Source organism: Enterobacter sp. PI-10, from assembly GCF_027947695.1.
GTDB lineage: Bacteria > Pseudomonadota > Gammaproteobacteria > Enterobacterales > Enterobacteriaceae > Enterobacter > Enterobacter vonholyi.
In genome coordinates, this window is record NZ_JAJNOG010000006.1 from 114,567 (window position 1) to 140,284 (window position 25,718).

Sequence of the window (25,718 nt, forward strand, 5' to 3'; positions counted from 1 at the left end):
GACTAATCCTTATTTCAGCGGCGAGTTCTTACGCTCGATGCTGTAGCGCTCAAGCTCTTTGTACGGCACCACCTGGCTTTTCTTCTTGCGCACGTCGACGACGGTCATGCGGTCGGTGCAGGAGTAGCACGGGTCGAGGCTGCCGATGATCAGCGGCGCATCGGAAACCGTGTTGCCGCGCAGCATGTAGCGCAGGGTTGGCCAGTTGGCGTAGGTGGCCGCGCGGCAGCGCCAGCGGTAAAGCTTCTGGTTGTCGCCGGTCATGCTCCAGTGAATGTCGTCCCCGCGCGGCGCTTCGGCAAAGCCGAGGGCAAAGCGGTTCGGAATGTAGGTGAAGCCCTCCACCATCAGCGGGCCGCCCGGCAGGTTATCAAGGCCGTAGTCGATCATGTTCAGCGCCGTGAACACCTCGTTGATGCGCACCTTGAGGCGAGAGATGACGTCGCAGCCCTGCTCGCTGTGCACGGTCATCGGCAGCAGGCCGTAGCCGACGAACGGGTGATCGGCACGGGTGTCGCGGGCGTGACCGCTGGCGCGCACCATCGGGCCGACGTTGCTGAAGTCGCGGGCAATTTCCGGGTCAAGACGGCCGATGCCGACGGTGCGCTGCTCGATGTTGGGCGTGCTGAGCAGCATATCCACCAGCTCCTGCACGTCGCGGCGCATCTGCTGCGCCAGCTGGCGGGTCTGGATCATATCGTTTTTCAGCAGGTCGCGACGGATCCCGCCGATCAGGTTCAGACCGTAGGTTTTGCGCGCCCCGGTGAGGATCTCCGCCATCTTCATCGACGCTTCGCGCACGCGGAAGAACTGCATAAACCCGGAGTCAAAGCCGACGAAGTGACAGGCCAGGCCGAGGTTCAGCAGGTGCGAATGCAGGCGCTCCACCTCGAGCAGAATGGCGCGGATCATCTGAGCGCGTTCCGGCACCACGATCCCCATGCCGTTTTCCACCGAGGTGGTGTAGGCGGTGCTGTGGGCGAAGCCGCAGATGCCGCACACGCGGTCAGAGAGGAAGGTCACTTCGTTGTAGCCCATGCGGGTTTCCGCCAGCTTTTCCATGCCGCGGTGGACGTAGAACAGGCGGTAGTCGGCGTCAATAATGTTTTCGCCGTCGACGAACAGGCGGAAGTGGCCCGGCTCGTCAGAGGTGACGTGCAGCGGGCCGATCGGCACCACGTTGTTCTTCTTGCTGCCCAGCTCGTTGATGAACTCGTAGGTTTCGCTGTCGGTAGTTGGGGCCGGACGCTGGCGGTAGTCCATGCTGTCTTTGCGCAGCGGATAGAGCTCGTCCGGCCAGTCGTCAGGCAGCACCAGGCGGCGCTCGTCCGGCAGGCCGACCGGCACCAGACCGTACATGTCGCGCACTTCACGCTCGCCCCAGACGGCAGCGGGCACGCGGGGCGTGACGGACGGGTATTCTGGCTTAGCCGGGTCGACCTCGACGCGCACGGTGATCCAGCACTTCTCGCCCTGCTCCATCGACATCACGTAGTACACCGCGTAGTTGCCGCACAGCTGGCGCTCGTCGTTACCGAACAGCACCGACAGCCAGCCGCCCTGCTGGTAGTAGAGAAACTCCACCACTTCCGGCAGATAGTTCACCTTAATGGTGACGGTTATCTGGTCTTTGGTTTGCCAGGACTCCTCCAGCACCACGCCGGGGAAAGCCTGATGCAACGCGGCGAGATACTGCTGACCTTTCTTTTCTTCAGACATAAATACTCTCTTTAATCACGCCACCAGCAAGGAGACGAACGCTAAAAATGCAAAACCAAACCCGGCCCAGGTGATGCGGGACGTTTCCACAAAACGCAGACGCGCCATGCTGTTTTCGAACAGGGCAATTACCAGCACGCCGACCAGCAGCTTGAGGGCGGCAACCACGACGGCCAGCAGCAGACCGCCCGCGGAGAAGTGCGTCATCTGCCCCCACGGGAAGAAGACGCCGACAAACATCTGCAGCACCACCAGCTGTTTGAGGCTAATGCCCCACTTCAGCACCGCAAAGCCGTAGCCGCTGTACTCGGTGAGCGGCCCTTCCTGCAGTTCCTGCTCGGCTTCCGCCAGATCGAACGGCAGTTTGCCCATCTCGATAAAGGTGGCGAACGCGCAAGCGCACAGCGCCAGCACCAGCGGAATGGAGCGGGCAACCGGCCAGTGGTAGACGGCGTGGGTGATAAAGCTGATGTGGGTGGAGCCCGCAACCTGCGCGGCAACCCACAGCCCCAGCAGCAGGATCGGCTCAACCAGCACGCCGAGCATCGCCTCGCGACTGGCACCGATGCCGGTAAACGGGCTCCCGGTGTCGAGACCCGCAATCGCAAAGAAGAAGCGGGCGATGGCAAACAGGTAGATCAGCGTAATCAGATCCCCGAGCGCCGGCAGCGGCGAAGCCACCGTCACCACCGGCAGCGCGGTGGCGATGGTGAGCATCACGCCCACCATCACGAACGGCGTCAGGCGGAAGACCCAGCCTGCGGCATCCGGCGCCACGCTCTGGCGAGAAAGCAGCTTGAAGAGATCGCGATACTCCTGGAGCACGCCAGGACCGCGACGGTTGTGCATCCGGGCGCGCGCCACGCGCGTGATGCCCGACAGCAGCGGCGCGGCGGCAAACAGCACCAGCGCCTGAAGAATTGCCAGTAACAGACTCATGTCAGGCTCCTCGTGAAATCACAACGATCACCAGCACCGCCAGCTCGATAACCGCCAGACGGCGGAACAGCGCGGGTGCGGCAGCGCTCTGCCAGCCGGGTATCCAGCGCACCGGGTTCAGCCAGTGGCGCAGCTTCAGCACGGCGGCAAAGTTCTCTTTCACCGGCATAGCGAAACCGTGGGCGGTGATGACCATCGACTGTTCGTGTTCGTAGCCGCAGGCCCATGCCGCACCGCGCGAGCGGGAGGTGAGCCGGTCGCGTTTGAAGAACATCATCAGGATGAGCGGTAGCAGCGGTGCGCCGATCAGCAACAGCGCGATCATGGGCTGGGAAACGGTGGTGTTCGCCGAGGTCAGCGGCAGCGGAATGGCATTGCCCAGCAGCGGCAGCAGCCACGGTGCGGCGACGCCGCCCGCGATGCAGCACAGCGCCAGCGCGACCACGCTTACGCCCATCAGTAGCGGTGCGCAGCAGGCGTTCTCAGCCTCACGCGTACGCGGTGCGCCGAGGAAGGTCACGCCATAAACTTTCGCCATGCACATCACCGCCAGCGCCCCGGTAATCGCCAGCCCGACCGCCAGCAGCGGCCCCAGCAGACGGGCGATAAACGCCTCGCTCTGACCGAGGGCGAAGAAGGACTGATAGATCACCCACTCCCCGGCAAAGCCGTTCAGCGGCGGCAGCGCGGCCATCGCCATCAGCCCGACCAGCATCGCCAGTGAAATCACCGGCATCTTTTTGCCAATCCCACCGAGCTTTTCGATATCCCGATGGCCGGTGCGGAACCAGACGCTTCCCGCTCCAAGGAACAGGGTGCTTTTAAACAGGCTGTGGTTGATCAGGTGATAAAGACCACCGATAAAACCGGCCGCAATCAGCGCCGGTTGATTCAGCGCCAGCCCGGTCACGCCCGCGCCAATGCCGAGCAGAATGATGCCGATATTCTCCAGCGTGTGGTACGCCAGAAGACGCTGGATATTGTGCTCCATCAGCGCGTACAGGCCACCGACGAACGCCGTAATCATGCCGGCGACCAGCAGCACAACGCCCCACCACAGCGGCGGTTGTCCGCCGGTCAGCGTAATCGCCAGAATCCCGAACAGACCCACTTTCATCACCACCACAGAAAACAGCGCGGCGGCGGGCGCGGAGGCATTCGCATGCGCCTGCGGCACCCAGCCGTGCAGCGGAATGATGCCGGCGAGCAGGCCAAAGCCGAGCACACCCAGCAGCCAGACGTCATTGCCCAGCGGATGCCCGTTGAGCACAGCGAAATCCAGCGTGCCGAAGCGCTGCCACACCAGCCAGCAGGCCAGCGCCAGCAGCAGCGTCCCGAGGCGTCCCAGCGCAAACCACAATTTCCCGGAGGCGCTGCAGCCCGTCAGGAACACGCCGCACAGCGCCATGATCTCCGCCATCACCACCAGCGTGCCGAGGTTGCTGGCGGTCACGGTGCAGACCGCCGTCGCCATCAGGAGATTGACCAGCAGGCCGTTGGCTTTAGCGTGCGGGTGGCGGTGCCAGTCGATATTGAACAGGCTGATAAACAGCCCGCACAGGCCAAACGTCACCAGCCAGATGGCGTTCAGGGGAGTGATCTCAACCGTGTGGTGAATCAGCGGCATCACGGTCTCTGCCGACTGGCCGCCGAGCAGAACAACGCCGCCTGCCGCCAGCGTCATCAGGCTAGCGACCGCCCCGCCGAGCCCGGCGATCGCGCCGCTCAGGGTTTTATGGAATGAGAAGATCGGCGCCAGAACGGCGGCGGCCGCAAAACAGGCTACCGCGCTGGTAATCATCATCACCGCATTCATTTCGCCCCCTCGTTAAGCGCCTGTAGCAGAGAAAGGTCGCCAAAATCACTGTTGATGGTCAGCTCGCGTTTGCGCTTGCTGGTACGGGCGATGTCGCGAATGTTAACCAGAATCAGCGCTTTCGTCGGACAGGTCCGTACGCAGGCCGGGCCCTGTTCATCGAAGCTGCACAGGTCGCACTTCACCGCCACGGCACGGATGCCGGGCACCCAGTCCAGCAGCGTGCTGACGCGTGCAGGCGCCGGCGGCGCGGGCGGGGCTTTTGGCGAGTTGGCATTCGCCGGGATATGCAGCGGTCGGCTGCCGGAAAATTCAATCGCGCCGAACGGGCAGGCAATGCCGCACAGCTTGCAGCTTACGCACAGGCTTTCGTTCAGCTGGACTGCGCCATCCACGCGGGTGATGGCATTTACAGGACAGACACCCGCGCACGGGGCATCCTCACAGTGATGGCAGAGCTGCGGGGCAGACTCTTTTTCATTACGCATGACGTGCAGGCGCGGCATGGACTGCAGCCCATGCAGGCGATGCGTTTCCGAACACGCCGCCTCACAGGTTCGACAGCCAATACAGACCGTCGAGTCAGCAATTACAAAACGGTTCACCGGGTTATCCTCTGGTGATAGTCATTTTTGTCGAAAAGCTGTCTTGTCGACACTTCTCGACACGCATGGGTCAGGCCACGTTCGCTGAGGCATTTCCGTCCATCAGCTGCTTCAGGTTGACAGGAAGATCGTGCTCAACGGCGGCGTACAGGCCGTTATAAACCGGCGCGATTTTTTCCAGATAGTGTTCCAGCACCTGCTGGCGATCGCGGTTGCTGACGTGGCCGTCCACCATGCCGTCGGCCATCAGCTGCGCCTTCGCAATACACTGTTTTTCGCCGTCTTTTGTCTCGAGGTAGTACTCAATGGTGTGGCTGTTGAAGTTGTCCGCCAGGGTAACGTTGATGGTGAAATGGCCGAACAGAACGAAGCGCATGTCGCCCTGCGCCGCGCAGCTCATCGCATGGTGAAGACGCGCTTTCGACAAGGTAATGCCCTGGACCAGAGAGTTGCAGTAAAGGTGCCACTGGTCCTGTAACTGTTGATGACGCTGCGCGATGTAATCCGCTTTTTCGCTGATTTCCCAAATAGTCATAAAAGGTATCCGTTTAATGGAGATAGCGGCTGTTAAGCAGATTCCATGCCAGTTTTTATCTTTATGATTTTCAATACATTTACCTTAAAAATTGCTGTCAACACCGCGGTGTCGACGTGTCATTTCGACAGCGTTGACATCGTCACGCCTTAACAAAAATCAAGCTGGCACCGTTATTGCATTACCGGGGCAATTCATTGAGGAGGCGTCATGCACGAAATCACCCTCTGCCAGCGGGCTCTGGAACTTATCGAACAGCAGGCAGTGCAAAACCACGCGAAACGCGTCACCGGCGTCTGGCTGAAGGTCGGAGCATTTTCCTGCGTCGAGACCAGCGCCCTGACCTTCTGTTTTGAGCTGGTCTGCCGCGGCACGCTGGCGGAAGGCTGCGAACTGCATATTGAAGAACAGCAGGCGGAGTGCTGGTGCGAGCAGTGCCAGCAGTACGTCACCCTGGTGTCATCAAAGGTACAGCGCTGCCCGCAGTGTCAGAGCACCGGTCTGCGCATCGTGGCGGATGACGGCATGCAGATCCAACGCCTCGAAATCGAGAAGGAGTAAAGTATGTGTAGTACCTGCGGTTGCGCCGAAGGCAACCTGTATATAGAAGGGGATGAACACCGCCCCCACTCCGCGTTTCGCTCCGCGCCCTTTTCCCCCGCACCGCGCCCTGCGGCAGCCCTGACCGGCATTACCTTTGCGCCGCAACGCTCCGATGCGGGCGACCTGCATTACGGCCACGGCGAAGCGGGCACCCACGCGCCGGGCATGAGCCAGCGCCAGATGCTGGAGGTGGAAATCAACGTGCTGGACAAGAATAACCAGATCGCCACCCGCAACCGCGCCCGCTTTGCCACCCGCAAACAGCTGGCGCTGAACCTTGTCTCCAGCCCCGGATCCGGCAAAACCACGCTACTGACCGAAACGCTCAAGCGCCTGAACGGGCTTGTCTCCTGCGCGGTGATCGAAGGCGACCAGCAAACCGTTAACGATGCGGCGCGCATTCGCGAAACCGGCACCCCGGCGATTCAGGTCAACACCGGTAAAGGCTGCCACCTCGATGCGCAGATGATTGCCGACGCTGCCCCGCGCCTGCCGCTGGCGGATAACGGCATCCTGTTTATTGAAAACGTCGGCAACCTGGTCTGCCCGGCGAGCTTCGATCTTGGCGAACGACACAAGGTTGCGGTGCTTTCGGTGACCGAAGGCGAAGATAAACCGCTGAAGTACCCGCACATGTTTGCCGCCGCGTCCATCATGCTGCTGAACAAAGTCGACCTGCTGCCGTACCTGAATTTCGACGTGGATAAGTGCGTGGCGTATGCCCGCGACGTGAATCCGGATATTGAGATCCTGCTGGTCTCCGCCACGCGCGGCGACGGCATGGACGGCTGGTTACGCTGGCTGGAGAGCGAACGATGTGCATAGGCGTACCGGGACAAATTCACGCCATCGACGGTAATCAGGCCAAAGTCGAGGTCTGCGGCATCCTGCGCGACGTCGACCTGACGCTGGTGGGCACCACCGATGAGAGCGGCGCATCGCGTCTCGGCCAGTGGGTGCTGGTCCACGTGGGGTTTGCCATGAGCGTGATTAACGAAGCGGAAGCCCGCGACACGCTCGACGCCCTGCAAAATATGTTCGACGTGGAGCCTGACGTGGGCGCGCTGCTGTACGGCGAGGAGCGATAATCATGCGTTACGTTGATGAATACCGCGCGCCGGAGCAGGTGCTGCAGCTTATCGGCCACCTGAAAACGCGCGCAGCGCGGCTGGACTACACGAAAGAAAGGCCGCTGCGGATCATGGAGGTGTGCGGCGGGCACACGCACGCCATCTTCAAATTTGGCCTCGACCAGCTGTTGCCGGAAAACATTGAGTTTATCCACGGCCCCGGCTGTCCGGTCTGCGTGCTGCCGATGGGGCGCATCGACAGCTGTATTGAAATTGCCAGCCAGCCCGACGTCATTTTCTGCACCTTTGGCGACGCGATGCGCGTGCCGGGGAAAAATGGTTCGCTGCTGCAGGCGAAAGCGCGCGGCGCAGACATCCGGATCGTCTATTCGCCGATGGATGCCCTGACGCTGGCAGCGGATAACCCCGCGCGCAAGGTGGTGTTTTTTGGCCTGGGGTTTGAAACCACCATGCCCGCCACCGCCATCACGCTGCAGCAGGCGAAAGCGCGCGGCGTCGATAACTTTTTCTTCTTCTGCCAACACATTACGCTCATCCCCACCCTGCGCAGCCTGCTGGAAGAGCCAGGCAACGGCATTGACGCCTTTCTGGCACCGGGCCACGTCAGCATGGTGATTGGCACAGACGCCTACGGTTTTATCGCTGAACAGTACAATCGTCCGTTAGTGGTCGCTGGTTTCGAACCACTTGATCTACTGCAAGGTGTCACCATGCTGGTTGAGCAGAAAATAGCGTCCCTGAGTACCGTGGAAAATCAGTACCGCCGCGTGGTGCCGGATGCGGGAAATGAACGAGCGCAGCAGGCGATAGCCGACGTGTTTAGCGTTGAGGGCGACAGCGAATGGCGCGGCATGGGGCTGATTGCTGAATCCGGCGTGCGCCTGACGCCAGCCTATCGCGCGTTCGACGCCGAAGCGCATTTCCGCCCGCAGCCGCAGCAGGTTTGCGACGATCCCCGTGCCCGCTGCGGCGAGGTGCTCACCGGCAAATGCAAACCGCATCAGTGTCCGTTATTTGGCAATACCTGTAACCCGCAAACCGCCTTTGGCGCGCTGATGGTCTCCTCCGAAGGGGCGTGTGCCGCGTGGTATCAGTATCGCAACCAGGAGAGTGAAGCATGAATACGGTTGAAATGGCGCACGGCAGCGGCGGACAGGCGATGCAGCAGCTGATTAACCGGCTGTTTATGGAGGCCTTTAACAACCCCTGGCTCGCCGAACAGGAAGACCAGGCGCGCATTGACCTCGCCACCCTCACCGCCCAGGGCGACAGGCTGGCCTTCTCCACCGACAGCTACGTGATAGACCCGCTGTTCTTCCCGGGCGGCGATATCGGCAAGCTTGCCGTCTGCGGCACGGCAAACGACGTGGCCGTCAGCGGCGCCGTTCCGCGCTACCTCTCCTGCGGGTTTATCCTCGAAGAGGGCTTACCGATGGAGATGCTCGCGGCCGTGGTCAACAGCATGGCGCAGACCGCGCGCGAGGCGGGGATAGCTATCGTCACCGGCGACACCAAAGTGGTGCAGCGCGGCGCGGCCGACAAGCTGTTTATCAACACCGCCGGAATGGGCGCGATCCCCCCCGATATTCACTGGGGCGCGCAGCGCCTCAGCGTGGGCGACGTGCTGATCGTGACCGGCACGCTGGGCTGCCACGGGGCGACCATCCTGAACCTGCGCGAAGGCCTGGGGCTGGACGGCGAACTGCGCAGCGACTGCGCGGTACTCACCCCGCTGATTCAGACGCTGCGCGGTATTCCCGGCGTGAAGGCCCTGCGTGACGCCACGCGAGGCGGTGTCAACGCCGTGGTTCACGAGTTTGCGGCAAGCTGCGGGTACGGGATTGAACTCACCGAGCGCAGCCTGCCCGTTAAGCCCGCCGTTCGCGGGCTTTGCGAACTGCTGGGTCTGGACCCGCTCAACTTTGCAAACGAAGGCAAGCTGGTGATTGGCGTTGAACGGGCCGCGGCACAAGCTGTTCTTGAACAGCTGCAGGCTCATCCGTCAGGAAAAGAGGCGGCGATGATTGGTGAAGTGGTTGAGCGCAAAGGGGTGCGCCTGACCGGACTTTATGGCGTGAAGCGCACGCTGGATCTGCCGCACGCTGAACCCTTACCCCGTATTTGCTAGGCCGCGCCACAAGCGGCCAGCATGGATTTTTTTGCTCGTTTCTACTGGAAAGCACTATGCCGTATACACCGATGAGCGATCTTGGACAGCAGGGTCTGTTTGACATTACGCGCACACTTTTACAGCAACCCGATCTCGGCGCGCTGAGCGATGCCCTGACGCGGCTGGTCAGGCAATCAGCGCTGGCGGACAGCGCCGCGATTGTGCTCTGGCATAGCGGAACGCAGCGCGCGAGCTACTTCTCAACGCGTGATAATGGCAAAACGTTTGAATACGAAGACGAAACGTATCTCGCGCATGGCCCGGTGCGCCGCATTCTCTCCAGACCTGAAGTGCTGCACTGCAACTTTGCGGAATTTCAACAGGCGTGGCCGCGGCTCGCGGAGAGCAACCTCTATCAGCCGTTCGGGCATTACTGCATGCTGCCGCTGGCTGCAGAGGGCCAGATTTTTGGCGGATGCGAGTTTATCCGCACGACCGACCAGCCCTGGAGCGAGGCGGAATACGAGCGCCTGCACACCTTTACCCAGATAGTGGCCGTCGTCGCGGAGCAGATCCAAAGCCGAGTGACGAATAACGTGGATTACGACCTGCTCAGCCGCGAACGCGACAACTTCCGCATTCTGGTCGCCATCACCAACGCCGTACTCTCCCGCCTGGACATGGATGAGCTGGTCAGCGAAGTCTCGAAAGAGATCCACCACTATTTCAAAATCGATGCCATCAGCATTGCGCTTCGCGGGCATCGCAAGGGCAAGCTGAACATCTACTCCACGCATTATCTTGATGAAGCCAACCCGGCGCACGAGCAGAGCGAAGTGGATGAAGCGGGCACTCTTTCTGAACGGGTCTTCAAAAGCAAAGAGATCCTCCTGATCAACCTCAACGAGCAGGATCCGGTCGCGCCGTACGAGCGGATGCTGTTCAACACCTGGGGCAACAAAATCCAGACCCTGTGCCTGCTGCCCCTGATGTCCGGCAACACCATGCTGGGCGTGCTGAAGCTGGCACAGTGCGAGGAAGGCGTGTTCACCACCGCCAACCTGAAGCTGCTGCGTCAGATCGCCGAGCGTATCTCCATCGCGCTCGATAACGCGCTTGCCTATCAGGAGATCCACCGTCTGAAAGAGCGGCTGGTGGATGAAAACCTGGCCCTGACCGAACAGCTCAACAACGTGGACAGCGAGTTTGGTGAAATCATCGGGCGCAGCGACGCCATGTACAGCGTGCTCAAGCAGGTTGAGATGGTGGCGCAAAGCGACAGCACGGTGCTGATCCTGGGCGAAACCGGTACGGGTAAAGAGCTGATTGCCCGCGCCATCCATAACCTGAGCAACCGCAACAGCCGTCGGATGGTGAAGATGAACTGCGCGGCGATGCCCGCAGGGCTGCTGGAAAGCGATCTGTTCGGCCACGAACGGGGTGCCTTCACCGGGGCCAGCAGCCAGCGGCTGGGCCGTTTTGAGCTGGCAGACAAAAGCTCGCTGTTCCTTGACGAAGTGGGCGATATGCCGCTGGAGCTACAGCCGAAACTGCTGCGCGTCCTGCAGGAGCAGGAGTTTGAGCGCCTGGGCAGCAACAAGCTTATCCAGACCGACGTGCGGCTGATTGCCGCCACCAACCGCGACCTGAAAAAAATGGTCGCCGACCGCGAGTTTCGCAGCGATCTCTACTATCGCCTGAACGTCTTCCCGATCTTCCTGCCGCCGCTGCGCGAGCGCCCGGAAGATATCCCCCTGCTGGTTAAAGCCTTTACCGCGAAGATCGCGCGCCGGATGGGGCGAAACATCGACAGCATTCCTGCCGAGACGTTGCGTACCCTTTCATCGATGGAATGGCCCGGCAACGTGCGCGAGTTGGAAAACGTCATTGAACGCGCGGTGCTGCTGACGCGCGGCAATGTGCTGCAGCTCTCCCTTCCTGAAGTTACGCTGCCTGACGTGAGCGTGCCCGCCGCCGAGACGGCGAAAGAGGGAGAAGATGAATATCAGCTCATTATGCGCGTACTCAAAGAGACCAACGGCGTGGTCGCCGGGCCGAAAGGTGCCGCCCAGCGCCTGGGGTTAAAACGCACCACCCTGCTGTCGCGCATGAAGCGTCTCGGTATTGATAAAGAGAGCCTCATTTAAGGCCTTATTCCGGCGGTGTTTTTCTGACACCGCCTTTTGTTACCCTGCGCGATTGTCCCTCATTGACACAAAATCGTTTCCTCTGTATAAAATTCCGCCTTAATAATGAGTTTCATTTGCATCAAAAATAATTTTAATGAAGGGTAGCGTTTCATGAAGAAGGTCATCTGCGCGTTAGGCCTGGCGGTTGCGTCGGTCAGTTCTGCTCTGGCAACCACATATCCTCTGACGATTGAAAACTGTGGCTATAAAGAGACATTCACCAAAGCGCCGGAACGCGTCGTGGCCCTGGGCCAGAACACCGTCGAAATATTGCTCCTGCTGGGGCTGGAAGATAAGGTGAAGGCCAGCGCCTTCTGGCCGACGAAAGTGTTGCCGCAGCTCGCTGAACAGAACGCAAAAATCAAAACCCTGACGGTCGAAATCCCTACCCTTGAATCCGTGCTTGCGCAAAATCCCGACTTTGTCCCCGCCCAGACGCCACTGCTGCTGGGGCCGGAAAGCAAGGTCGCAAAACGCGACGATCTGATGACTCTGGGCGTGAACAGCTACGTGTCGCCGGGCATGTGCGCGACCAAAAAAGCCACCGGCGATATGTACGGCAGCCGCCAGAAGCTGTGGGATATGACGTATCTCTATCAGGAGATTGAGGACTTCGCCAAAATATTTAACGTTGAAGACCGCGGTCAGGCCGTGATTGCCGATTTCAAAAAACGAGAGGCCGACCTGCGTAAGGAATTCGGCAAGAGCAAAAAAGACCTCTCGTTTGTCTTCTGGTTCTCCAGCTCCTCCCCCTCTGCGGACGCCTACGTCGGCGGTAAAAATAGCCCCTCCGGGTTTATTGCGAGCCTGATGGGCGGCCATAACGCCATCACCTCCGAGACCGAATGGCCAACCGTGGGTTGGGAGAGCATTATTGCCGCCAATCCGGATGTCATTGTGGTGTCCAGCCTCGATCGCAACCGCTGGGCGCTGGATAACGCGGAAGAGAAAATCAAATTCCTGAAAAGCGATCCGGCCGTCAGCCAGCTGGACGCGGTGAAAAAAGGTCATATCGTGGTGATGGACGGTCAGGCCATGAACCCGACGATTCGCACGATTTACGGGGCTGAGCAGGTCGGCGAACAGCTCAGAAAGCTGGGGCTGAACTGATGACCACCGCCGTTCTTCAGGCCCGGCAGAGCCTGGTTCTGACGACCTCGTGTTTGCTCGCCTTCGTCCTGCTATTTCTGGTTATCGCGCTGAGCGTCAGCGTCGGCGAACTGTCCATCCCGCTGGATAACGTGTTTTACGCTATCAGCAATAAAATGGGGCTCACCGATATTCCGCTCACTCGTATCTATGAGAGCGTGATCTGGGACTTTCGCCTGAGCCGCGCGCTGGTTGCGGCCTGCTGCGGCGCGGGGCTGGCCATCTGTGGTGCCGTATTGCAGAGCCTGCTGAAGAACGCGCTGGCGGAACCCTACGTGCTCGGCGTGTCCGCGGGCGCGTCGACCGGGGCGGTTTCTGTTGTCGTATTGGGGATCGGCACCGGTGCGGTGTCGCTCTCTGCCGGGGCCTTTGCCGGGGCGTTCGCCGCGTTTGCGTTTGTCGCATTTCTGACGAACGGCGCGCGCGGCGGGAATGAACGTACTATTCTGGCAGGCGTTGCCGCCTCGCAGCTTTTCAACGCCATTACCGCCTATACCATCAGCACCTCCGCCAGCGCCCAGCAGGCGCGCGACGTGATGTTCTGGCTGCTGGGCAGCTTCAGCGGCGTACGCTGGCCCGAGTTCCAGCTGGCACTTGTCGTGGTGCTGATTGGATTAGCCATTTGCCTCTACTATTCCCGTGCGCTGGATGCCTTTACGTTCGGTGACGACGCCGCGGCGTCGCTTGGCATTGCTGTTCCCTGGGTGCGCCTGGCGCTCTTTACCACTACCGCACTTATCACCGCGACCATCGTCAGCATGGCGGGGTCAATCGGCTTTGTCGGGCTGGTGGTGCCGCACGTCATGCGCTTCCTGTTCGGGCCGCTGCACCGCACGCTGCTGATTGCCAGCGCGCTGGCAGGCGCGATCCTGATGGTGCTGGCAGACATTGCCTCACGCATGCTGATTGCGCCGCAAAGCCTGCCCGTCGGCGTGGTCACCGCGCTGGTTGGCGTCCCCTTCTTTGCCGTGATTATCTACCGTTCAAGGAATAAGTGATGAGCATCTGCGCGGAAAATATTACCTGGAAGGTCGGCAAAAAAGTCATCGTTAATGACGTCTCGCTGAAGGTGTCACGGGGCGAAACGGTAGGGCTGCTTGGCCCTAACGGCTGCGGTAAATCGTCTCTTTTACGTATCCTCGCGGGTCTGCGTCGCCCGGATGCTGGCCGCGTTACCCTGGACGGTCAGGACATCTGCAGCATCGCCAAAAAGCAGCTGGCGCGACGGGTGGCCTTTGTCGAGCAGCACGGTATGACGGACGCCAATATGCGCGTGCGCGACGTGGTGAAACTTGGGCGTATTCCGCACCACTCCGCCTTTTCCAACTGGAGCACGCACGATGACGAGACCGTCACCGCCGCTCTGCAGCGCGTGGATATGCTGGATAAAAGCGACCAGGGCTGGCTGAGCCTCTCCGGCGGCGAGCGCCAGCGCGTCCACATTGCCCGCGCGCTGGCCCAGACCCCGACGGAAATCCTGCTGGATGAACCGACCAACCACCTGGACATTCATCATCAGATGCAGCTGATGCAGTTGATCAGCGAATTACCGGTCACCAGCATTGTCGCTATACACGATCTCAACCACGCCTCGATGTTCTGCGACTCGCTGATAGTCATGCAGAAAGGGCAAATTGTGGCGACGGGGACACCGCAGGATATCTTATCCGAGTCGTTGCTCTGGGACGTCTTCCGGGTCAAAACCAAAATCGAGATCTCACCGTTCCATGGCAAAAAGCACATTCATTTTATCGTTTAGGGGCGAGTGACCAACGATGCCCCTTCGCCCTGCCACCATGCTCTGGCCGCCCGTTTTACTGGGTAGCCAGTTTGTTTTTAACATTGGCTTTTACGCCGTTGTTCCCTTCCTGGCGATATTCCTGCGCGACGACATGCTGCTCTCCGGCGGGCTGATCGGGCTGATCCTCGGCCTGCGCACGTTCTCGCAACAGGGGATGTTTATCGTCGGTGGTGCCCTCTCGGACCGGTTTGGCGCGAAAGTGATTATCCTGAGCGGCTGTATTGTTCGTGTTTCAGGTTATCTGCTGCTGGCCCTCGGGGAATCGCTGTGGCCGATTATTCTGGGCGCGTGTCTGACAGGCATTGGCGGCGCGCTGTTTTCTCCGTCTATTGAGGCATTGCTGGCGAAAGCGGGCACGCACAGCGAGGCGAAAGGTAAACGAAGCCGGGCGGAGTGGTTCGCGCTCTTTGCGGTTTGCGGGGAACTCGGTGCCGTACTGGGCCCGGTCGCCGGCGCCCTGCTAACCGGCCTGGGCTTTCGTCAGGTGGCGCTGGCGGGCGCGGGGGTCTTTCTCGTTGCGCTGGTGGTTCTCTACTTTTGCCTGCCCGCGTCACGCCACGCCGCGCGGACGCTGAAGCTCGTTCCCTGGTGGACGACGTTCCGCCAGCCCCGCTTTGTCGCATTTATTATTGCCTACAGTTCGTGGCTTTTAAGCTATAACCAGCTCTATCTGGCGCTGCCGGTAGAGATCCAGCGCTCTGGCGGTAACGAGAAAGATCTCGGCCCGCTTTTTATGCTGGCCTCCGTTCTGATCATCACCTTACAGCTGCCGCTGGCGCGTTTCGCCCGGCGCGTGGGCGCGGTGAGGATCTTGCCGGTGGGCTTTTTGCTGCTCTCCGCCGCCTTTGCAAGCGTGGCAATATTTGCGTCGACGGCACCGCCAGAGGGCTGGCTGCGCCTGCTGCCGTCAGTCTGTTTCGTGACGCTGCTGACGCTGGGGCAGATGCTGCTGGTACCCTCGGCAAAGGATCTGATCCCGAGGTTTGCCGAGGAGTCCACGCTGGGGGCGCACTATGGCGCACTCGCCACCGCTGGCGGCATCGCGGTACTGGCAGGAAACTTGTTGTTTGGTAGCCTGCTGGATCGCGCGCTGGTACCCTCAACGCAGGCGATGTATCCCTGGCTGCTGCTGGCTCTTTTCCCACTCTGCAGCGCGCTGGCCCTGAACGTTATTTGCCGCCCGCTCAGAAGCTGAACCGGTCACTTTTTCGGACGATACTTTTCCGGCAGCTCCGGCACGGGACGACGGTCATCAATCAGATGGCGGACGGTCAGAATGGGGTGACGCCATAACATACGCGGGCCTGCCCAGCGCATAATCAGCTTCATCTCTTCGCGTTTTGCAGGCTGGTAGCAGTGGACCGGACATTGCTTACAGGCAGGCTTTTCCTCACCAAAAACGCACTTATCCAGGCGCTTATCGGCATAGGCATTCAGCGCCTGATAGTGCCCGTCTTCCACAGAGGCCTGAGGACACTGCTTCTGATACAGCGCGATCATTTTCGCGATGGTCTCTTTTTCGCGAGAAATTCGTTTACCGGACATAGCGACTTACCAAACAATAAAGTGCAAAAATAATACACCTTTCAATGCGGGATTTCAGTTGTTGCATGCGGTTTTCTGAAGCCTGATTCCAGTTTTATCCCTGCACCGCCCGGCAATCACTGGTATTTTATACAGGCATTAGTGATGACTTTTATCCGTGTTGTCGGGAGACCCTATGCAAGAACTCGCTATCAACAAACCCTATCGCCATTTAACAGTGGGATATTTCAGAAAGCGCCATGAAGACCGCAATACCAAGATACCGAAGCGCTACAGCGTGCATGCGGCGCTGAGCTTAAAAGGAGACTGGCTTGAACAGGCTGGGTTTACCACCCACTCCAGGGTTCGAGTGGGCGTCGAGCATGGAAAAATAGTCATTGAGTTAATGTCGGAAGATGCCTCGTAAAGCGACGACATTTTTCTGCGCCGTACCTTTTTTTCATGCGACAATAGAAGGAACAAACGGCCTCTGAGCCGCTCAAAACGGTTTATATTCAAAGAAATGGACATCATAACTCCATGAGCACACTCGACAATTTCGACGCACATACGCCGATGATGCAGCAGTATCTGAAGCTGAAGGCACAGCATCCGGAAATCCTGCTGTTTTACCGTATGGGCGATTTTTACGAGCTGTTTTATGACGATGCCAAACGCGCATCGCAACTGCTCGACATCTCGCTGACCAAACGTGGCGCATCGGCAGGTGAACCCATCCCGATGGCAGGTATTCCGCACCACGCGGTAGAAAACTACCTGGCGAAACTGGTGAATCAGGGTGAGTCTGTCGCCATCTGCGAACAGATCGGCGACCCCGCGACCTCAAAAGGTCCGGTGGAACGCAAGGTCGTGCGCATCGTCACGCCTGGCACCATCAGTGATGAAGCCCTGCTTCAGGAACGCCAGGACAACCTGCTGGCCGCGCTGTGGCAGGACGGCAAAGGGTTTGGCTACGCGACGCTGGACATCAGCTCCGGGCGTTTTCGTCTGAGTGAACCGGCCGATCGTGAAACGATGGCTGCCGAACTGCAGCGCACCAACCCGGCAGAATTGCTCTACGCCGAAGATTTCGCCGAAATGGCGCTGATTGAATGTCGTCGCGGGTTGCGCCGCCGTCCGCTGTGGGAATTCGAAATTGATACCGCGCGCCAGCAGCTGAATCTGCAGTTTGGCACCCGCGATCTGATTGGCTTTGGCGTTGAAAATGCCCCGCGCGGGCTGTGTGCGGCAGGCTGCCTCCTGCAGTACGTTAAAGATACCCAGCGCACCGCCCTGCCGCATATCCGCTCTATCACCATGGAGCGCCAGCAGGACAGCATCATCATGGATGCCGCCACTCGCCGTAATCTGGAGATCACGCAGAACCTCGCGGGCGGCGTAGAAAATACGCTGGCGTCGGTCCTCGACAATACGGTCACGCCAATGGGCAGCCGTATGCTGAAACGCTGGCTGCATATGCCGATTCGCGATACCGCTACGCTGGTTTGCCGTCAGCAGACGATTGCCGCCCTGCAGGATCGCTATACCGAGCTGCAGCCGGTCCTGCGTCAGGTGGGGGATCTGGAACGTATCCTGGCCCGTCTGGCGCTGCGCACGGCACGACCGCGCGATCTCGCACGGATGCGTCATGCTTTCCAGCAGCTGCCGGAACTTCGTGCGCAGCTGAGCGACGTTGACAGCGCGCCGGTACAGAAACTCCGCGAAACCATGGGTGAATTTACCGAACTCCGCGAGCTGCTGGAGCGCGCCATTATCGATGCGCCTCCGGTTCTGGTGCGTGATGGCGGCGTGATTGCTCCGGGCTACAACGAGGAGCTGGACGAATGGCGCGCGCTGGCCGATGGCGCGACGGACTACCTCGATAAGCTGGAGATCCGCGAGCGCGAGCGTCTTGGGCTCGACACCCTGAAAGTGGGGTATAACGCGGTTCACGGTTACTACATTCAAATCAGCCGCGGGCAGAGCCACCTGGCACCGATTCACTACGTGCGCCGCCAGACGTTGAAAAACGCTGAACGCTACATCATTCCCGAGCTGAAAGAGTACGAGGACAAAGTCCTCACCTCGAAAGGGAAAGCCCTGGCGCTGGAAAAACAGCTGTATGAAGAGCTGTTTGATATGCTGATGCCGCACCTGGCCGACCTGCAGCTGAGCGCCAGCGCGCTGGCGGAACTGGACGTGCTGGTGAACCTCGCAGAGCGTGCGGAAACGCTGAACTACACCTGCCCGACCTTTACCGACAAGCCCGGCATTCGCATCACTGAAGGCCGTCACCCGGTGGTCGAGCAGGTGCTGAACGAACCGTTCATCGCCAACCCGCTGAGCCTGTCGCCGCAGAGAAGAATGCTGATCATTACCGGTCCGAACATGGGCGGTAAGAGTACCTATATGCGTCAGACGGCGCTGATTGCCCTGCTTGCCTATATCGGCAGCTACGTTCCGGCGCAAAACGTGGAGATTGGCCCCATCGACCGCATATTTACCCGTGTCGGAGCTGCGGACGATCTGGCGAGCGGTCGCTCAACCTTCATGGTCGAAATGACTGAAACGGCAAACATTCTGCATAACGCGACGGAGCACAGCCTGGTGCTGATGGACGAAGTCGGACGCGGAACGTCAACCTACGATGGTCTGTCGCTGGCATGGGCCTGTGCGGAAAGCCTCGCGAATAAAATCAAGGCCATGACGCTGTTCGCCACCCACTACTTCGAGCTGACGCAGCTGCCGGAGAAAATGGAAGGCGTGGCTAACGTCCACCTTGATGCGCTGGAGCACGGCGACACCATCGCCTTTATGCACACGGTGCAGGATGGCGCGGCAAGCAAGAGCTATGGTCTGGCCGTTGCGGCGCTGGCCGGCGTACCGAAAGAGGTGATAAAGCGTGCGCGTCAGAAACTGCGTGAGCTGGAAAGCCTGTCACCGAATGCGGCGGCGACGCAGATTGACGGTACGCAGATGTCGCTGCTGGTACCGGCGGAAGAGACATCGCCTGCTGTGGAAGCGCTGGAAAACCTCGATCCGGATTCACTGACGCCGCGTCAGGCGCTGGAGTGGATTTATCGCCTGAAGAGTCTGGTTTAGTTTTCTGCGGTCTTTGCCCGGTGGCGCAGCGCCACCGGGCTGTCTTTACAGCAGCGGCGGGATCGTTGGCACCTGCGGCGCCTCGTCAATATCCTTCTGCGTCATGCGGAACGCTTCAGGGTAATGCTCGCGGCTGGTACGACGCAACGGTTCGGTATCTCGCCAGGTATACAGACAATGCTGGCACTGGTAAACGGTCCAGACCCCTTTCACCGGCGACGTCGCCATCACTTCAATATGCTCATCGGCACAACGTGGACAAATCATCTTTTCCTCCATATTGACGTGAAGCCAGCATCGCGGTCAGTTTTTCAGCCCAGGCTTTGGTTTCAGGCAGATCCTGTACCGGCTGGCTATAGTGGCCACGGGTGTCCGGCGCGACAGGCGTGGTGGCATCGATAATCAGTTTGTCGGTAATGCCCGCCGGACTGGATCCAGGATCGAGTTCCAGCACCGACATGTTCGGCAACTGCACCAGATCGCCTGCCGGGTTGACCTTCGATGACAGCGCCCACATCACCTGCGGGAGGTTGAACGGGTCGACATCCTCATCCACCATGATCACCATCTTCACGTAGCCCAGGCCGTGCGGCGTGGTCATGGCGCGCAAGCCGACCGCGCGGGCAAAACCGCCGTAGCGTTTTTTGGTGGAGATAATCGCCAGCAGACCGTGGGTATACATCGCATTCACCGCCTGCACTTCCGGGAATTCCGCTTTCAGCTGCTGGTAGAGCGGCACGCAGGTGGCTGGCCCCATCAGATAATCAATCTCGGTCCACGGCATACCGAGATAAAGGGATTCGAAAATCGGTTTGGTGCGGTAAGAAACTTTGTCGATACGCACAACCGTCATGTTACGACCACCGGAGTAGTGCCCAGTAAACTCGCCGAACGGCCCTTCAATTTCGCGCTTACGGCCTTCAATCACCCCTTCCAGGATCACTTCAGAACCCCATGGCACGTCGAAGCCGGTCAGCGGCGCGGTGGCAATCGGATATGGGCTTTCACGCAGCGCGCCGGCCATTTCATACTCTGACTGATCGTATTTCAGCGGCGTCGCGCCCATCAGCGTAATGATCGGATCGTTGCCGAGGGTAATGGCAATCGGCAGGTCTTCGCCACGCTCTTCGGCTTTGTGCAGATGCAGAGCAATATCGTGCATCGGTACCGGCTGCAGGCCGAGCTTGCGCTTGCCCTTCACTTCCATGCGGTAGATGCCAACGTTCTGCTTGCCGAAGTTATCCGGGTCAAGTGGATCGCGCGAGACGACGCACGCTTTATCGAGATAAAAACCCCCGTCTCCGTCGTTCAGACGGAACAGCGGCAGAATATCGAACAGGTTAATGTCTTCGCCGTCCACCGTATTCTGCGCCCAGGCCGGATTGGCGCGGCGTTCTGGCGCAATAGGAAATTTATCCCAGCGACGGATAAACTCGTCGATCTGCTTTTTCACCGGCGTGTTCGCCGGCAGCCCCATCGAAATGGCATGGTTCTGCCAGGAGCCGATGGTGTTCATCACCACGCGGGCATCGGTAAACCCGCGAATATTGTCGAACCACAGCGCGGGGGCGCCGTCACCGATGCGGCCGGTCGCGTTGGCTGCCGCCGCCAGATCGGGCTCGGCGTTAACCTCTTCCTCAATTTTCAGCAGTTGCCCTTGCTCATCGAGCGCCTGCAGGAAGCTTCTCAAATCATCAAATGCCATCTTTATTCTCCTGTGAAAAATGTTTCGCCTCCCGCAACCCGTTCCAGCGGCGCGCCTTTTTATGCTCCAGGCCAAACTGGTCAAGCACGCGGGTCACAATATGCTGGGTGATGTCATCGGCGGTTTGCGGATGGTTGTAATACGCAGGCATAGGCGGCACCATCGCCACGCCCATGCGGGAGAGCGCAAGCATATTCTCCAGATGAATGGTGCTGAGCGGCGTTTCACGGGGCACCAGCACCAGCTTACGCCCCTCTTTCAGCACCACATCCGCCGCACGGCCCACCAGCCCTTCGGCATAGCCCGCGCGGATCCCGGCCAGCGTTTTCATGCTGCAGGGAATGACGATCATGCCGTCGGTACAAAACGAACCGGAGGAGATGGTGGCGGCCTGGTCAGCCGGGCTATGGACAACGTCAGCCAGCGCAGCAACGTCCTGGGCGGCGTAAGGCGTTTCCAGCTCAATGGTGGTTTTTGCCCACTTCGACATCACCAGATGCGTCTCTACTTCCGGCATTTCCCGCAGCGCCTGCAGCAGCGCCACGCCCAGCGGAGCACCCGTTGCCCCCGTCATTCCCACGATCAATCTCATTCATCACCTCAGTCATTTTGTTCGTGTACGAACATTATCAATAAACTACCCCCGAATACTTTTTCTGACAATATCGTTCGCATACGATCACACTAAATGCTAAAAAATGCCGCATTATCATCCCGGGCTTTAGCAGCTATCATAGGGGGTGATTTTTTCTGTCGGAGTGTTCATGGAACTAAGACAAGAGGCGTTCCACCTGTTACGTCAGCTTTTTCAACAGCATACCGCGAAGTGGCAACATGCCCTGCCGGAGCTGACCAAGCCGCAGTATGCGGTGATGCGCTCTATTGCCGAGCATCCGGGCATCGAACAGGTGGCATTGACTGAAGTCGCGGTCAGCACCAAAGCGACCCTGGCGGAAATGCTCAGCCGCATGGAGGCGCGCGGGCTGGTCAAACGCGAGCACGACCCTGCGGATAAGCGCCGTCGCTTTGTCTTCCTCACGCCAGAAGGTGAGGCCCTGCTTGCAGACTGTAAGCCGGTAGGCAATGAGGTTGATGAGGCCTTTTTAGGCCGTCTTAACAAGGCCGAGCGGGAGCAGTTCTCGGCTCTCATCAAAAAGATGATGCACGATTAATTCACGCTGGTGCGCATAAAATCGATAAAGGTGCGCACTTTCGCTGGCACATGCCGGGCATCAGGATAGACCGCATAGATCCCTTGCCGCGCAAAGGTATACTCCGGTAAAACCGTCACCAGCGTTCCCGCACCAAGCGCATCACGCACCAGCCATTCCGGCAGTAACGCCACCCCACCGCCTGCGAGCGCAAAAGCCATAAGGGCCTGAGCGCTGTCGGCAAACAGGCGCGGCGCCTTTTTTATCTCGAGCGTTTCAGGCGCGCCGCTGGCATTTTTCACCTGCCAGCGCAGCGGTGAGGCCAGGCGCTCGTGGATAATCCAGTCGGCCTGCGCCAGCTGCGCAAGAGATTCGATCGGGTTTCTCACAAGCCACTCGGGCGTTGCGACGGGGAGAATAGAAAAGTGAGAAATCAGTGCGGCGTGGTTGCGCGAATCGACAAGCGTGCCCAGCCGGATGGCCACGTCAAAACGCTCCGAGATAAGATCAGCAGGCAGTGACGACGAAGCATGTCGTACGCGAAGATCCGGGTGTTGGTGGCTAAATCTTGCCAGCAACGGCACCACTACCCGGGAGCCAAACTCAGGCGTGGTCGTGATCCGCAGTTCGCCGGTGAGCCCCGCATGGTTCGCGCGGACATCATCCTGCAGCCGTTCGGCGTCCTTCAGAAGCGCCACGCTGCGCTGATGAAAAAGCGCGCCCGCCTCGGTTAACGTCAGGCGGCGGGTGGAGCGCAGCAGCAGCGTAACGCCCAGCTCATCTTCAAGCTGGCGGATATTGAAGCTAACCACCGCTTTTGTCAGCCCCATCGCCTCGGCGGCCGCCGTAAAACTGCCGGTGTCGGCCACTGCGACAAACATCTGCGTCCGCTGTAGGTTAATCATCGTCACGCCCTATACTGTCAAAATATTTTTGACAGTATATCGCGCTTTGTCAGGTTTATCCGTGATTCCCGAGCCGATACGATACGCCACCTCACCGGAGGATCCACCATGACGTATCGCAGCAAAGTTGCCGTTGTCTATCTGCTGGGCTTTTTTCTTGATTTGATCAACATGTTTATTGCCAGCGTCGCCTTTCCGGCGATGGCTCACGCCTTTAACACCACGCCTTCTGCCCTTGCCTGGGTCAGTAACGGGTATATTGCCGGTCTGACGCTGGCGATCCCGTTCAGCAGCGTGCTCACGCGTCGCATCGGGCCAAAGCGCGTCATCCTGCTTTCGCTTTTTCTGTTCAGCGCAACCTCAGCTGCAGCGGGCATGTCTGCAACGCTGGAAACTCTGATTGCCTGGCGAGTGCTTCAGGGCGTGGGAGGAGGCTTACTGATCCCCGTCGGACAGGCGCTGACCTGGCAACAGTTCAGGCCTCACGAGCGGGCCCGACTCTCCTCGGTAGTGATGCTGGTTGCGTTGCTTGCCCCGGCCTGCTCCCCGGCTATCGGCGGCGTGCTGGTTCAGACGCTGGGCTGGCGATGGATCTTTTTCGCCACGCTCCCGGTGGCTATCGTGACCTTTGTTCTGGCCTGTCTGTGGCTTAAACACGAAAAACCCACGATGAACGCGGCCAGATTGCTAAACCTGCCCTTGCTCGCGGACCCGCTTTTGCGTTTTTCCATGCTTGTCTATTTATGCGTCCCCGGCATATTTATTGGGGTGAACGTCACGGCCATGTTTTATCTTCAGCACGAGGCGAACATGAGCCCAGCCGCAACGGGAATGCTCATGCTGCCGTGGTCTGTGGCATCGTTTCTCGCCATCACGGCGACGGGACGTTATTTTAACCGTATCGGCCCCCGACCGCTGATAGTCATCGGCTGCCTTTTGCAGGCGGCGGGTATTCTGCTTTTGATTGACGTCAGCTCGTCAACGCTGTTGCCTGCCGTCGCGTTTGCCCTGATGGGCGCGGGGGGAAGCCTGTGCAGCAGTACAGCTCAGAGCAGCGCGTTTCTGACAACGCGCCGGGACGAGATGCCGGATGCCAGCGCGCTGTGGAATCTCAATCGTCAGCTGAGTTTTTTTGCCGGTGCCCTGCTGCTTGCGCAGGTGCTGAACCTGGCGCAGGCGTGGCTGACACCACTCGCCGCCTGGCACGGGATGTTTATTTTTGCTGCAGGCATGACCTTGCTGCCTGTACCGTACGTTTTTCGTCTTAACAATACGCAGGTGCTAAATCAGCTGCGACAGGAGAATTCATGACGCCTTTCGAACACGACATTATCGACCTCCACATTGCGCTTGAAGACTGGTTAGGCAAAGGTGAAGGCGATCCCGACGCCCTGCTCGCCCGCTTCAGCCCAGATTTTCTGATGATCCCACCGGGCGGTGTTCAGATCGACTATATCGGCCTGGCCAGTTTTCTGGAAAAACAGCGTGGAAGCCGTCCCGGACTGAAGATCGTCATTGACGAATTATCCACGATCCAGCGTTGGGATCGTGGCGCGGTGCTCCACTACCGGGAGACGCAAACCCGGACGGACCTGCCCGTCAACGTGCGCTGGTCAACTGCGGTGCTTAATCAGGAAGGCGATCGGATAGTGTGGCGTCTGCTGCACGAAACGGCTAAGCCGTAGCGCAAAAGAAAAAGGCCCGTCTCACGACGGGCCTTTTTTGACGAAAGGTTGCTTATTCGCGGAACAGCGCTTCGATGTTCAGACCTTGCCCCTGCAGGATTTCACGCAGGCGGCGCAGACCTTCAACCTGAATCTGACGAACACGTTCACGGGTCAGGCCAATTTCGCGGCCGACGTCTTCCAGTGTCGCAGCTTCATACCCCAGTAAACCGAAACGACGTGCCAGCACTTCACGCTGTTTGGCGTTCAGTTCGAACAGCCATTTGACGATGCTCTGTTTCATGTCATCGTCCTGCGTGGTGTCTTCCGGACCGTTATCTTTTTCATCGGCCAGGATGTCCAGCAGCGCTTTTTCGGAGTCGCCACCCAGCGGGGTGTCAACGGAGGTAATGCGCTCGTTGAGACGCAGCATACGGCTTACGTCATCAACCGGTTTATCGAGTTGTTCGGCAATCTCTTCTGCGCTTGGCTCGTGGTCCAGTTTATGGGACAACTCGCGCGCGGTGCGCAGATAAACGTTCAACTCTTTGACGATGTGAATCGGCAGGCGGATCGTACGGGTCTGGTTCATAATAGCCCGTTCGATGGTCTGACGAATCCACCAGGTCGCGTAGGTTGAGAAACGGAACCCGCGTTCCGGGTCAAACTTCTCAACTGCGCGGATGAGACCTAAGTTGCCCTCTTCAATCAGATCCAGCAGAGCCAGACCACGATTGCCGTAACGGCGGGCAATTTTTACGACCAGTCGCAGGTTACTTTCAATCATGCGACGACGCGAGGCAACATCACCACGCAAAGCACGACGTGCGAAATAGACTTCTTCTTCGGCCGTTAGCAGTGGGGAGTAACCAATCTCCCCAAGGTAAAGCTGAGTCGCGTCCAGTACACGCTGTGTGGCACCCTGCGATAACAGCTCTTCTTCAGCCAAATCGTTATCACTGGGTTCCTCTTCTACTAAGGCTTTTTCGTCAAAAGCCTCTACTCCGTTCTCATCAAATTCCGCGTCTTCATTTAAATCATGAACTTTCAGCGTATTCTGACTCATAAGGTGGCTCCTACCCGTGATCCCTGAACGAGACACCCTGGCTG

At 59.2% G+C, this 25,718-nt stretch carries 26 protein-coding genes; 15 read left to right on the top strand and 11 right to left on the bottom strand.

The window, feature by feature from the left end; translation table 11 throughout:
• Window positions 1-9: 9 nt before the first annotated feature.
• From hycE to hycA, 5 genes are all read right to left on the bottom strand, one after another.
• Window positions 10-1,719 carry a formate hydrogenlyase subunit HycE gene (hycE, locus tag LRM19_RS14500; protein ID WP_271369212.1) on the bottom strand — a complete coding sequence of 570 codons (1,710 nt, stop codon included), beginning with the start codon at window positions 1,717-1,719 and terminating at the stop codon, window positions 10-12.
• Window positions 1,720-1,734: 15 nt separating this feature from the next.
• Window positions 1,735-2,658 (bottom strand): respiratory chain complex I subunit 1 family protein, encoded by a 924-nt coding sequence (locus tag LRM19_RS14505; RefSeq protein WP_271369213.1) that lies wholly within the window; start codon window positions 2,656-2,658, stop codon window positions 1,735-1,737.
• Between the two features lies 1 nt (window position 2,659).
• Window positions 2,660-4,474: a formate hydrogenlyase subunit 3 gene (gene hycC / locus LRM19_RS14510; RefSeq protein WP_271369214.1), complete on the bottom strand. Its 1,815-nt coding sequence runs from the start codon at window positions 4,472-4,474 to the stop codon at window positions 2,660-2,662.
• Complete coding sequence (locus LRM19_RS14515; RefSeq protein WP_023308971.1) at window positions 4,471-5,079, bottom strand: 4Fe-4S dicluster domain-containing protein; 609 nt, start codon at window positions 5,077-5,079, stop codon at window positions 4,471-4,473. Before LRM19_RS14515 ends, hycC begins: the two co-directional genes overlap by 4 nt.
• Window positions 5,080-5,149: 70 nt before the next feature.
• Window positions 5,150-5,614 (bottom strand): formate hydrogenlyase regulator HycA, encoded by a 465-nt coding sequence (hycA, locus tag LRM19_RS14520; protein WP_032653166.1) that lies wholly within the window; start codon window positions 5,612-5,614, stop codon window positions 5,150-5,152.
• A gap of 210 nt (window positions 5,615-5,824) precedes the next feature.
• On the opposite strand from hycA, the gene hypA reads away from it, so the two are divergent.
• The 10 genes from hypA (at window position 5,825) to LRM19_RS14570 (ending at window position 15,752) form a co-directional block, all read left to right on the top strand.
• Entirely contained in the window at window positions 5,825-6,175 is a 351-nt protein-coding gene (gene hypA, locus LRM19_RS14525; RefSeq protein WP_047173498.1) for a hydrogenase maturation nickel metallochaperone HypA, read from the top strand.
• Window positions 6,176-6,178: 3 nt separating this feature from the next.
• Entirely contained in the window at window positions 6,179-7,042 is an 864-nt protein-coding gene (gene hypB / locus LRM19_RS14530) for a hydrogenase nickel incorporation protein HypB (RefSeq protein WP_149366655.1), read from the top strand.
• The gene (locus tag LRM19_RS14535) at window positions 7,033-7,305 is read left to right on the top strand and encodes a HypC/HybG/HupF family hydrogenase formation chaperone (RefSeq protein WP_111965475.1); all 273 of its coding nucleotides are present in this window, start codon (window positions 7,033-7,035) and stop codon (window positions 7,303-7,305) included. The genes hypB and LRM19_RS14535 overlap by 10 nt, the downstream gene beginning before the upstream one ends.
• Before the next feature lie 2 nt (window positions 7,306-7,307).
• On the top strand, window positions 7,308-8,429 hold the full coding sequence (gene hypD / locus LRM19_RS14540) for a hydrogenase formation protein HypD (RefSeq protein WP_271369215.1): 1,122 nt from the start codon (window positions 7,308-7,310) through the stop codon (window positions 8,427-8,429).
• Window positions 8,426-9,436 carry a hydrogenase expression/formation protein HypE gene (gene hypE, locus LRM19_RS14545; RefSeq protein WP_271369216.1) on the top strand — a complete coding sequence of 337 codons (1,011 nt, stop codon included), beginning with the start codon at window positions 8,426-8,428 and terminating at the stop codon, window positions 9,434-9,436. The genes hypD and hypE overlap by 4 nt, the downstream gene beginning before the upstream one ends.
• Before the next feature lie 56 nt (window positions 9,437-9,492).
• The gene (gene flhA / locus LRM19_RS14550) at window positions 9,493-11,565 is read left to right on the top strand and encodes a formate hydrogenlyase transcriptional activator FlhA (RefSeq protein WP_115876158.1); all 2,073 of its coding nucleotides are present in this window, start codon (window positions 9,493-9,495) and stop codon (window positions 11,563-11,565) included.
• A gap of 153 nt (window positions 11,566-11,718) precedes the next feature.
• Window positions 11,719-12,717 (top strand): ABC transporter substrate-binding protein, encoded by a 999-nt coding sequence (locus tag LRM19_RS14555; protein ID WP_115876159.1) that lies wholly within the window; start codon window positions 11,719-11,721, stop codon window positions 12,715-12,717.
• Window positions 12,717-13,754: a FecCD family ABC transporter permease gene (locus LRM19_RS14560; protein ID WP_111965470.1), complete on the top strand. Its 1,038-nt coding sequence runs from the start codon at window positions 12,717-12,719 to the stop codon at window positions 13,752-13,754. The genes LRM19_RS14555 and LRM19_RS14560 overlap by 1 nt, the downstream gene beginning before the upstream one ends.
• On the top strand, window positions 13,754-14,515 hold the full coding sequence (locus LRM19_RS14565; protein ID WP_111965469.1) for an ABC transporter ATP-binding protein: 762 nt from the start codon (window positions 13,754-13,756) through the stop codon (window positions 14,513-14,515). Before LRM19_RS14560 ends, LRM19_RS14565 begins: the two co-directional genes overlap by 1 nt.
• Window positions 14,516-14,531: 16 nt before the next feature.
• A complete protein-coding gene (locus tag LRM19_RS14570; RefSeq protein WP_127732136.1) occupies window positions 14,532-15,752 on the top strand; it encodes an MDR family MFS transporter in 1,221 nt (406 codons plus the stop codon).
• Window positions 15,753-15,757: 5 nt separating this feature from the next.
• On the opposite strand, the gene LRM19_RS14575 is transcribed toward LRM19_RS14570, so the two are convergent.
• Complete coding sequence (locus tag LRM19_RS14575) at window positions 15,758-16,102, bottom strand: nitrous oxide-stimulated promoter family protein (protein ID WP_111965467.1); 345 nt, start codon at window positions 16,100-16,102, stop codon at window positions 15,758-15,760.
• A gap of 175 nt (window positions 16,103-16,277) precedes the next feature.
• Between LRM19_RS14575 and LRM19_RS14580 the strand changes: the two genes are divergently transcribed.
• The gene (locus LRM19_RS14580; protein WP_045908493.1) at window positions 16,278-16,508 is read left to right on the top strand and encodes a SymE family type I addiction module toxin; all 231 of its coding nucleotides are present in this window, start codon (window positions 16,278-16,280) and stop codon (window positions 16,506-16,508) included.
• 113 nt (window positions 16,509-16,621) lie between these two features.
• Window positions 16,622-19,183, top strand: coding sequence for a DNA mismatch repair protein MutS (gene mutS / locus LRM19_RS14585; RefSeq protein ID WP_271369217.1), 2,562 nt, complete (start codon window positions 16,622-16,624; stop codon window positions 19,181-19,183).
• Window positions 19,184-19,228: 45 nt separating this feature from the next.
• Here the strand turns inward: mutS and LRM19_RS14590 are convergent, their stop codons facing one another.
• Genes LRM19_RS14590 through LRM19_RS14600 form a run of 3 tightly spaced genes read right to left on the bottom strand, consistent with a single transcriptional unit; the run spans window position 19,229 to window position 21,480 of the window.
• Window positions 19,229-19,450, bottom strand: coding sequence for a non-oxidative hydroxyarylic acid decarboxylases subunit D (locus tag LRM19_RS14590; RefSeq protein ID WP_003862116.1), 222 nt, complete (start codon window positions 19,448-19,450; stop codon window positions 19,229-19,231).
• Window positions 19,425-20,888, bottom strand: a complete 1,464-nt coding sequence (locus LRM19_RS14595; protein ID WP_271369218.1) for a non-oxidative hydroxyarylic acid decarboxylases subunit C — start codon at window positions 20,886-20,888, stop codon at window positions 19,425-19,427. The genes LRM19_RS14590 and LRM19_RS14595 overlap by 26 nt, the downstream gene beginning before the upstream one ends.
• The gene (locus LRM19_RS14600; protein WP_127732142.1) at window positions 20,878-21,480 is read right to left on the bottom strand and encodes a non-oxidative hydroxyarylic acid decarboxylases subunit B; all 603 of its coding nucleotides are present in this window, start codon (window positions 21,478-21,480) and stop codon (window positions 20,878-20,880) included. The genes LRM19_RS14595 and LRM19_RS14600 overlap by 11 nt, the downstream gene beginning before the upstream one ends.
• 172 nt (window positions 21,481-21,652) lie before the next feature.
• On the opposite strand from LRM19_RS14600, the gene LRM19_RS14605 reads away from it, so the two are divergent.
• Entirely contained in the window at window positions 21,653-22,060 is a 408-nt protein-coding gene (locus LRM19_RS14605) for a MarR family winged helix-turn-helix transcriptional regulator (RefSeq protein WP_008499596.1), read from the top strand.
• Here the strand turns inward: LRM19_RS14605 and LRM19_RS14610 are convergent.
• The gene (locus tag LRM19_RS14610; RefSeq protein WP_271369219.1) at window positions 22,057-22,944 is read right to left on the bottom strand and encodes a LysR family transcriptional regulator; all 888 of its coding nucleotides are present in this window, start codon (window positions 22,942-22,944) and stop codon (window positions 22,057-22,059) included. The two genes, LRM19_RS14605 and LRM19_RS14610, sit on opposite strands and share 4 nt — an antisense overlap.
• A 108-nt stretch (window positions 22,945-23,052) precedes the next feature.
• Here LRM19_RS14610 and LRM19_RS14615 point away from each other — a divergent pair, with 108 nt between their 5' ends.
• Both LRM19_RS14615 and LRM19_RS14620 read left to right on the top strand, forming a co-directional pair.
• Window positions 23,053-24,255, top strand: coding sequence for an MFS transporter (locus tag LRM19_RS14615; RefSeq protein WP_271369220.1), 1,203 nt, complete (start codon window positions 23,053-23,055; stop codon window positions 24,253-24,255).
• Complete coding sequence (locus LRM19_RS14620; protein WP_115876167.1) at window positions 24,252-24,629, top strand: DUF4440 domain-containing protein; 378 nt, start codon at window positions 24,252-24,254, stop codon at window positions 24,627-24,629. The genes LRM19_RS14615 and LRM19_RS14620 overlap by 4 nt, the downstream gene beginning before the upstream one ends.
• A 52-nt stretch (window positions 24,630-24,681) precedes the next feature.
• On the opposite strand, the gene rpoS is transcribed toward LRM19_RS14620, so the two are convergent.
• Window positions 24,682-25,674 carry an RNA polymerase sigma factor RpoS gene (rpoS, locus tag LRM19_RS14625; RefSeq protein WP_008499600.1) on the bottom strand — a complete coding sequence of 331 codons (993 nt, stop codon included), beginning with the start codon at window positions 25,672-25,674 and terminating at the stop codon, window positions 24,682-24,684.
• Window positions 25,675-25,718: the final 44 nt, after the last annotated feature.

Bases quoted from the DNA above. Each gene is read 5' to 3' on its own strand.
- LRM19_RS14535 (WP_111965475.1), top strand. From the start codon at position 7,033: ATGTGCATAGGCGTACCGGGACAAATTCACGCCATCGACGGTAATCAG.
- LRM19_RS14555 (WP_115876159.1), top strand. From the start codon at position 11,719: ATGAAGAAGGTCATCTGCGCGTTAGGCCTGGCGGTTGCGTCGGTCAGT.
- hycC (WP_271369214.1), bottom strand. From the start codon at position 4,474: ATGAATGCGGTGATGATGATTACCAGCGCGGTAGCCTGTTTTGCGGCC.
- LRM19_RS14575 (WP_111965467.1), bottom strand. From the start codon at position 16,102: ATGTCCGGTAAACGAATTTCTCGCGAAAAAGAGACCATCGCGAAAATG.
- hypD (WP_271369215.1), top strand. From the start codon at position 7,308: ATGCGTTACGTTGATGAATACCGCGCGCCGGAGCAGGTGCTGCAGCTT.
- LRM19_RS14605 (WP_008499596.1), top strand. From the start codon at position 21,653: ATGGAACTAAGACAAGAGGCGTTCCACCTGTTACGTCAGCTTTTTCAA.
- LRM19_RS14565 (WP_111965469.1), top strand. From the start codon at position 13,754: ATGAGCATCTGCGCGGAAAATATTACCTGGAAGGTCGGCAAAAAAGTC.
- hypA (WP_047173498.1), top strand. From the start codon at position 5,825: ATGCACGAAATCACCCTCTGCCAGCGGGCTCTGGAACTTATCGAACAG.
- LRM19_RS14580 (WP_045908493.1), top strand. From the start codon at position 16,278: ATGCAAGAACTCGCTATCAACAAACCCTATCGCCATTTAACAGTGGGA.
- LRM19_RS14595 (WP_271369218.1), bottom strand. From the start codon at position 20,888: ATGGCATTTGATGATTTGAGAAGCTTCCTGCAGGCGCTCGATGAGCAA.
- LRM19_RS14600 (WP_127732142.1), bottom strand. From the start codon at position 21,480: ATGAGATTGATCGTGGGAATGACGGGGGCAACGGGTGCTCCGCTGGGC.
- rpoS (WP_008499600.1), bottom strand. From the start codon at position 25,674: ATGAGTCAGAATACGCTGAAAGTTCATGATTTAAATGAAGACGCGGAA.
- LRM19_RS14615 (WP_271369220.1), top strand. From the start codon at position 23,053: ATGACGTATCGCAGCAAAGTTGCCGTTGTCTATCTGCTGGGCTTTTTT.
- hypB (WP_149366655.1), top strand. From the start codon at position 6,179: ATGTGTAGTACCTGCGGTTGCGCCGAAGGCAACCTGTATATAGAAGGG.
- hycA (WP_032653166.1), bottom strand. From the start codon at position 5,614: ATGACTATTTGGGAAATCAGCGAAAAAGCGGATTACATCGCGCAGCGT.
- hypE (WP_271369216.1), top strand. From the start codon at position 8,426: ATGAATACGGTTGAAATGGCGCACGGCAGCGGCGGACAGGCGATGCAG.
- mutS (WP_271369217.1), top strand. From the start codon at position 16,622: ATGAGCACACTCGACAATTTCGACGCACATACGCCGATGATGCAGCAG.
- LRM19_RS14620 (WP_115876167.1), top strand. From the start codon at position 24,252: ATGACGCCTTTCGAACACGACATTATCGACCTCCACATTGCGCTTGAA.
- LRM19_RS14505 (WP_271369213.1), bottom strand. From the start codon at position 2,658: ATGAGTCTGTTACTGGCAATTCTTCAGGCGCTGGTGCTGTTTGCCGCC.
- LRM19_RS14610 (WP_271369219.1), bottom strand. From the start codon at position 22,944: ATGATTAACCTACAGCGGACGCAGATGTTTGTCGCAGTGGCCGACACC.
- LRM19_RS14560 (WP_111965470.1), top strand. From the start codon at position 12,717: ATGACCACCGCCGTTCTTCAGGCCCGGCAGAGCCTGGTTCTGACGACC.
- hycE (WP_271369212.1), bottom strand. From the start codon at position 1,719: ATGTCTGAAGAAAAGAAAGGTCAGCAGTATCTCGCCGCGTTGCATCAG.
- LRM19_RS14590 (WP_003862116.1), bottom strand. From the start codon at position 19,450: ATGATTTGTCCACGTTGTGCCGATGAGCATATTGAAGTGATGGCGACG.
- flhA (WP_115876158.1), top strand. From the start codon at position 9,493: ATGCCGTATACACCGATGAGCGATCTTGGACAGCAGGGTCTGTTTGAC.
- LRM19_RS14570 (WP_127732136.1), top strand. From the start codon at position 14,532: ATGCCCCTTCGCCCTGCCACCATGCTCTGGCCGCCCGTTTTACTGGGT.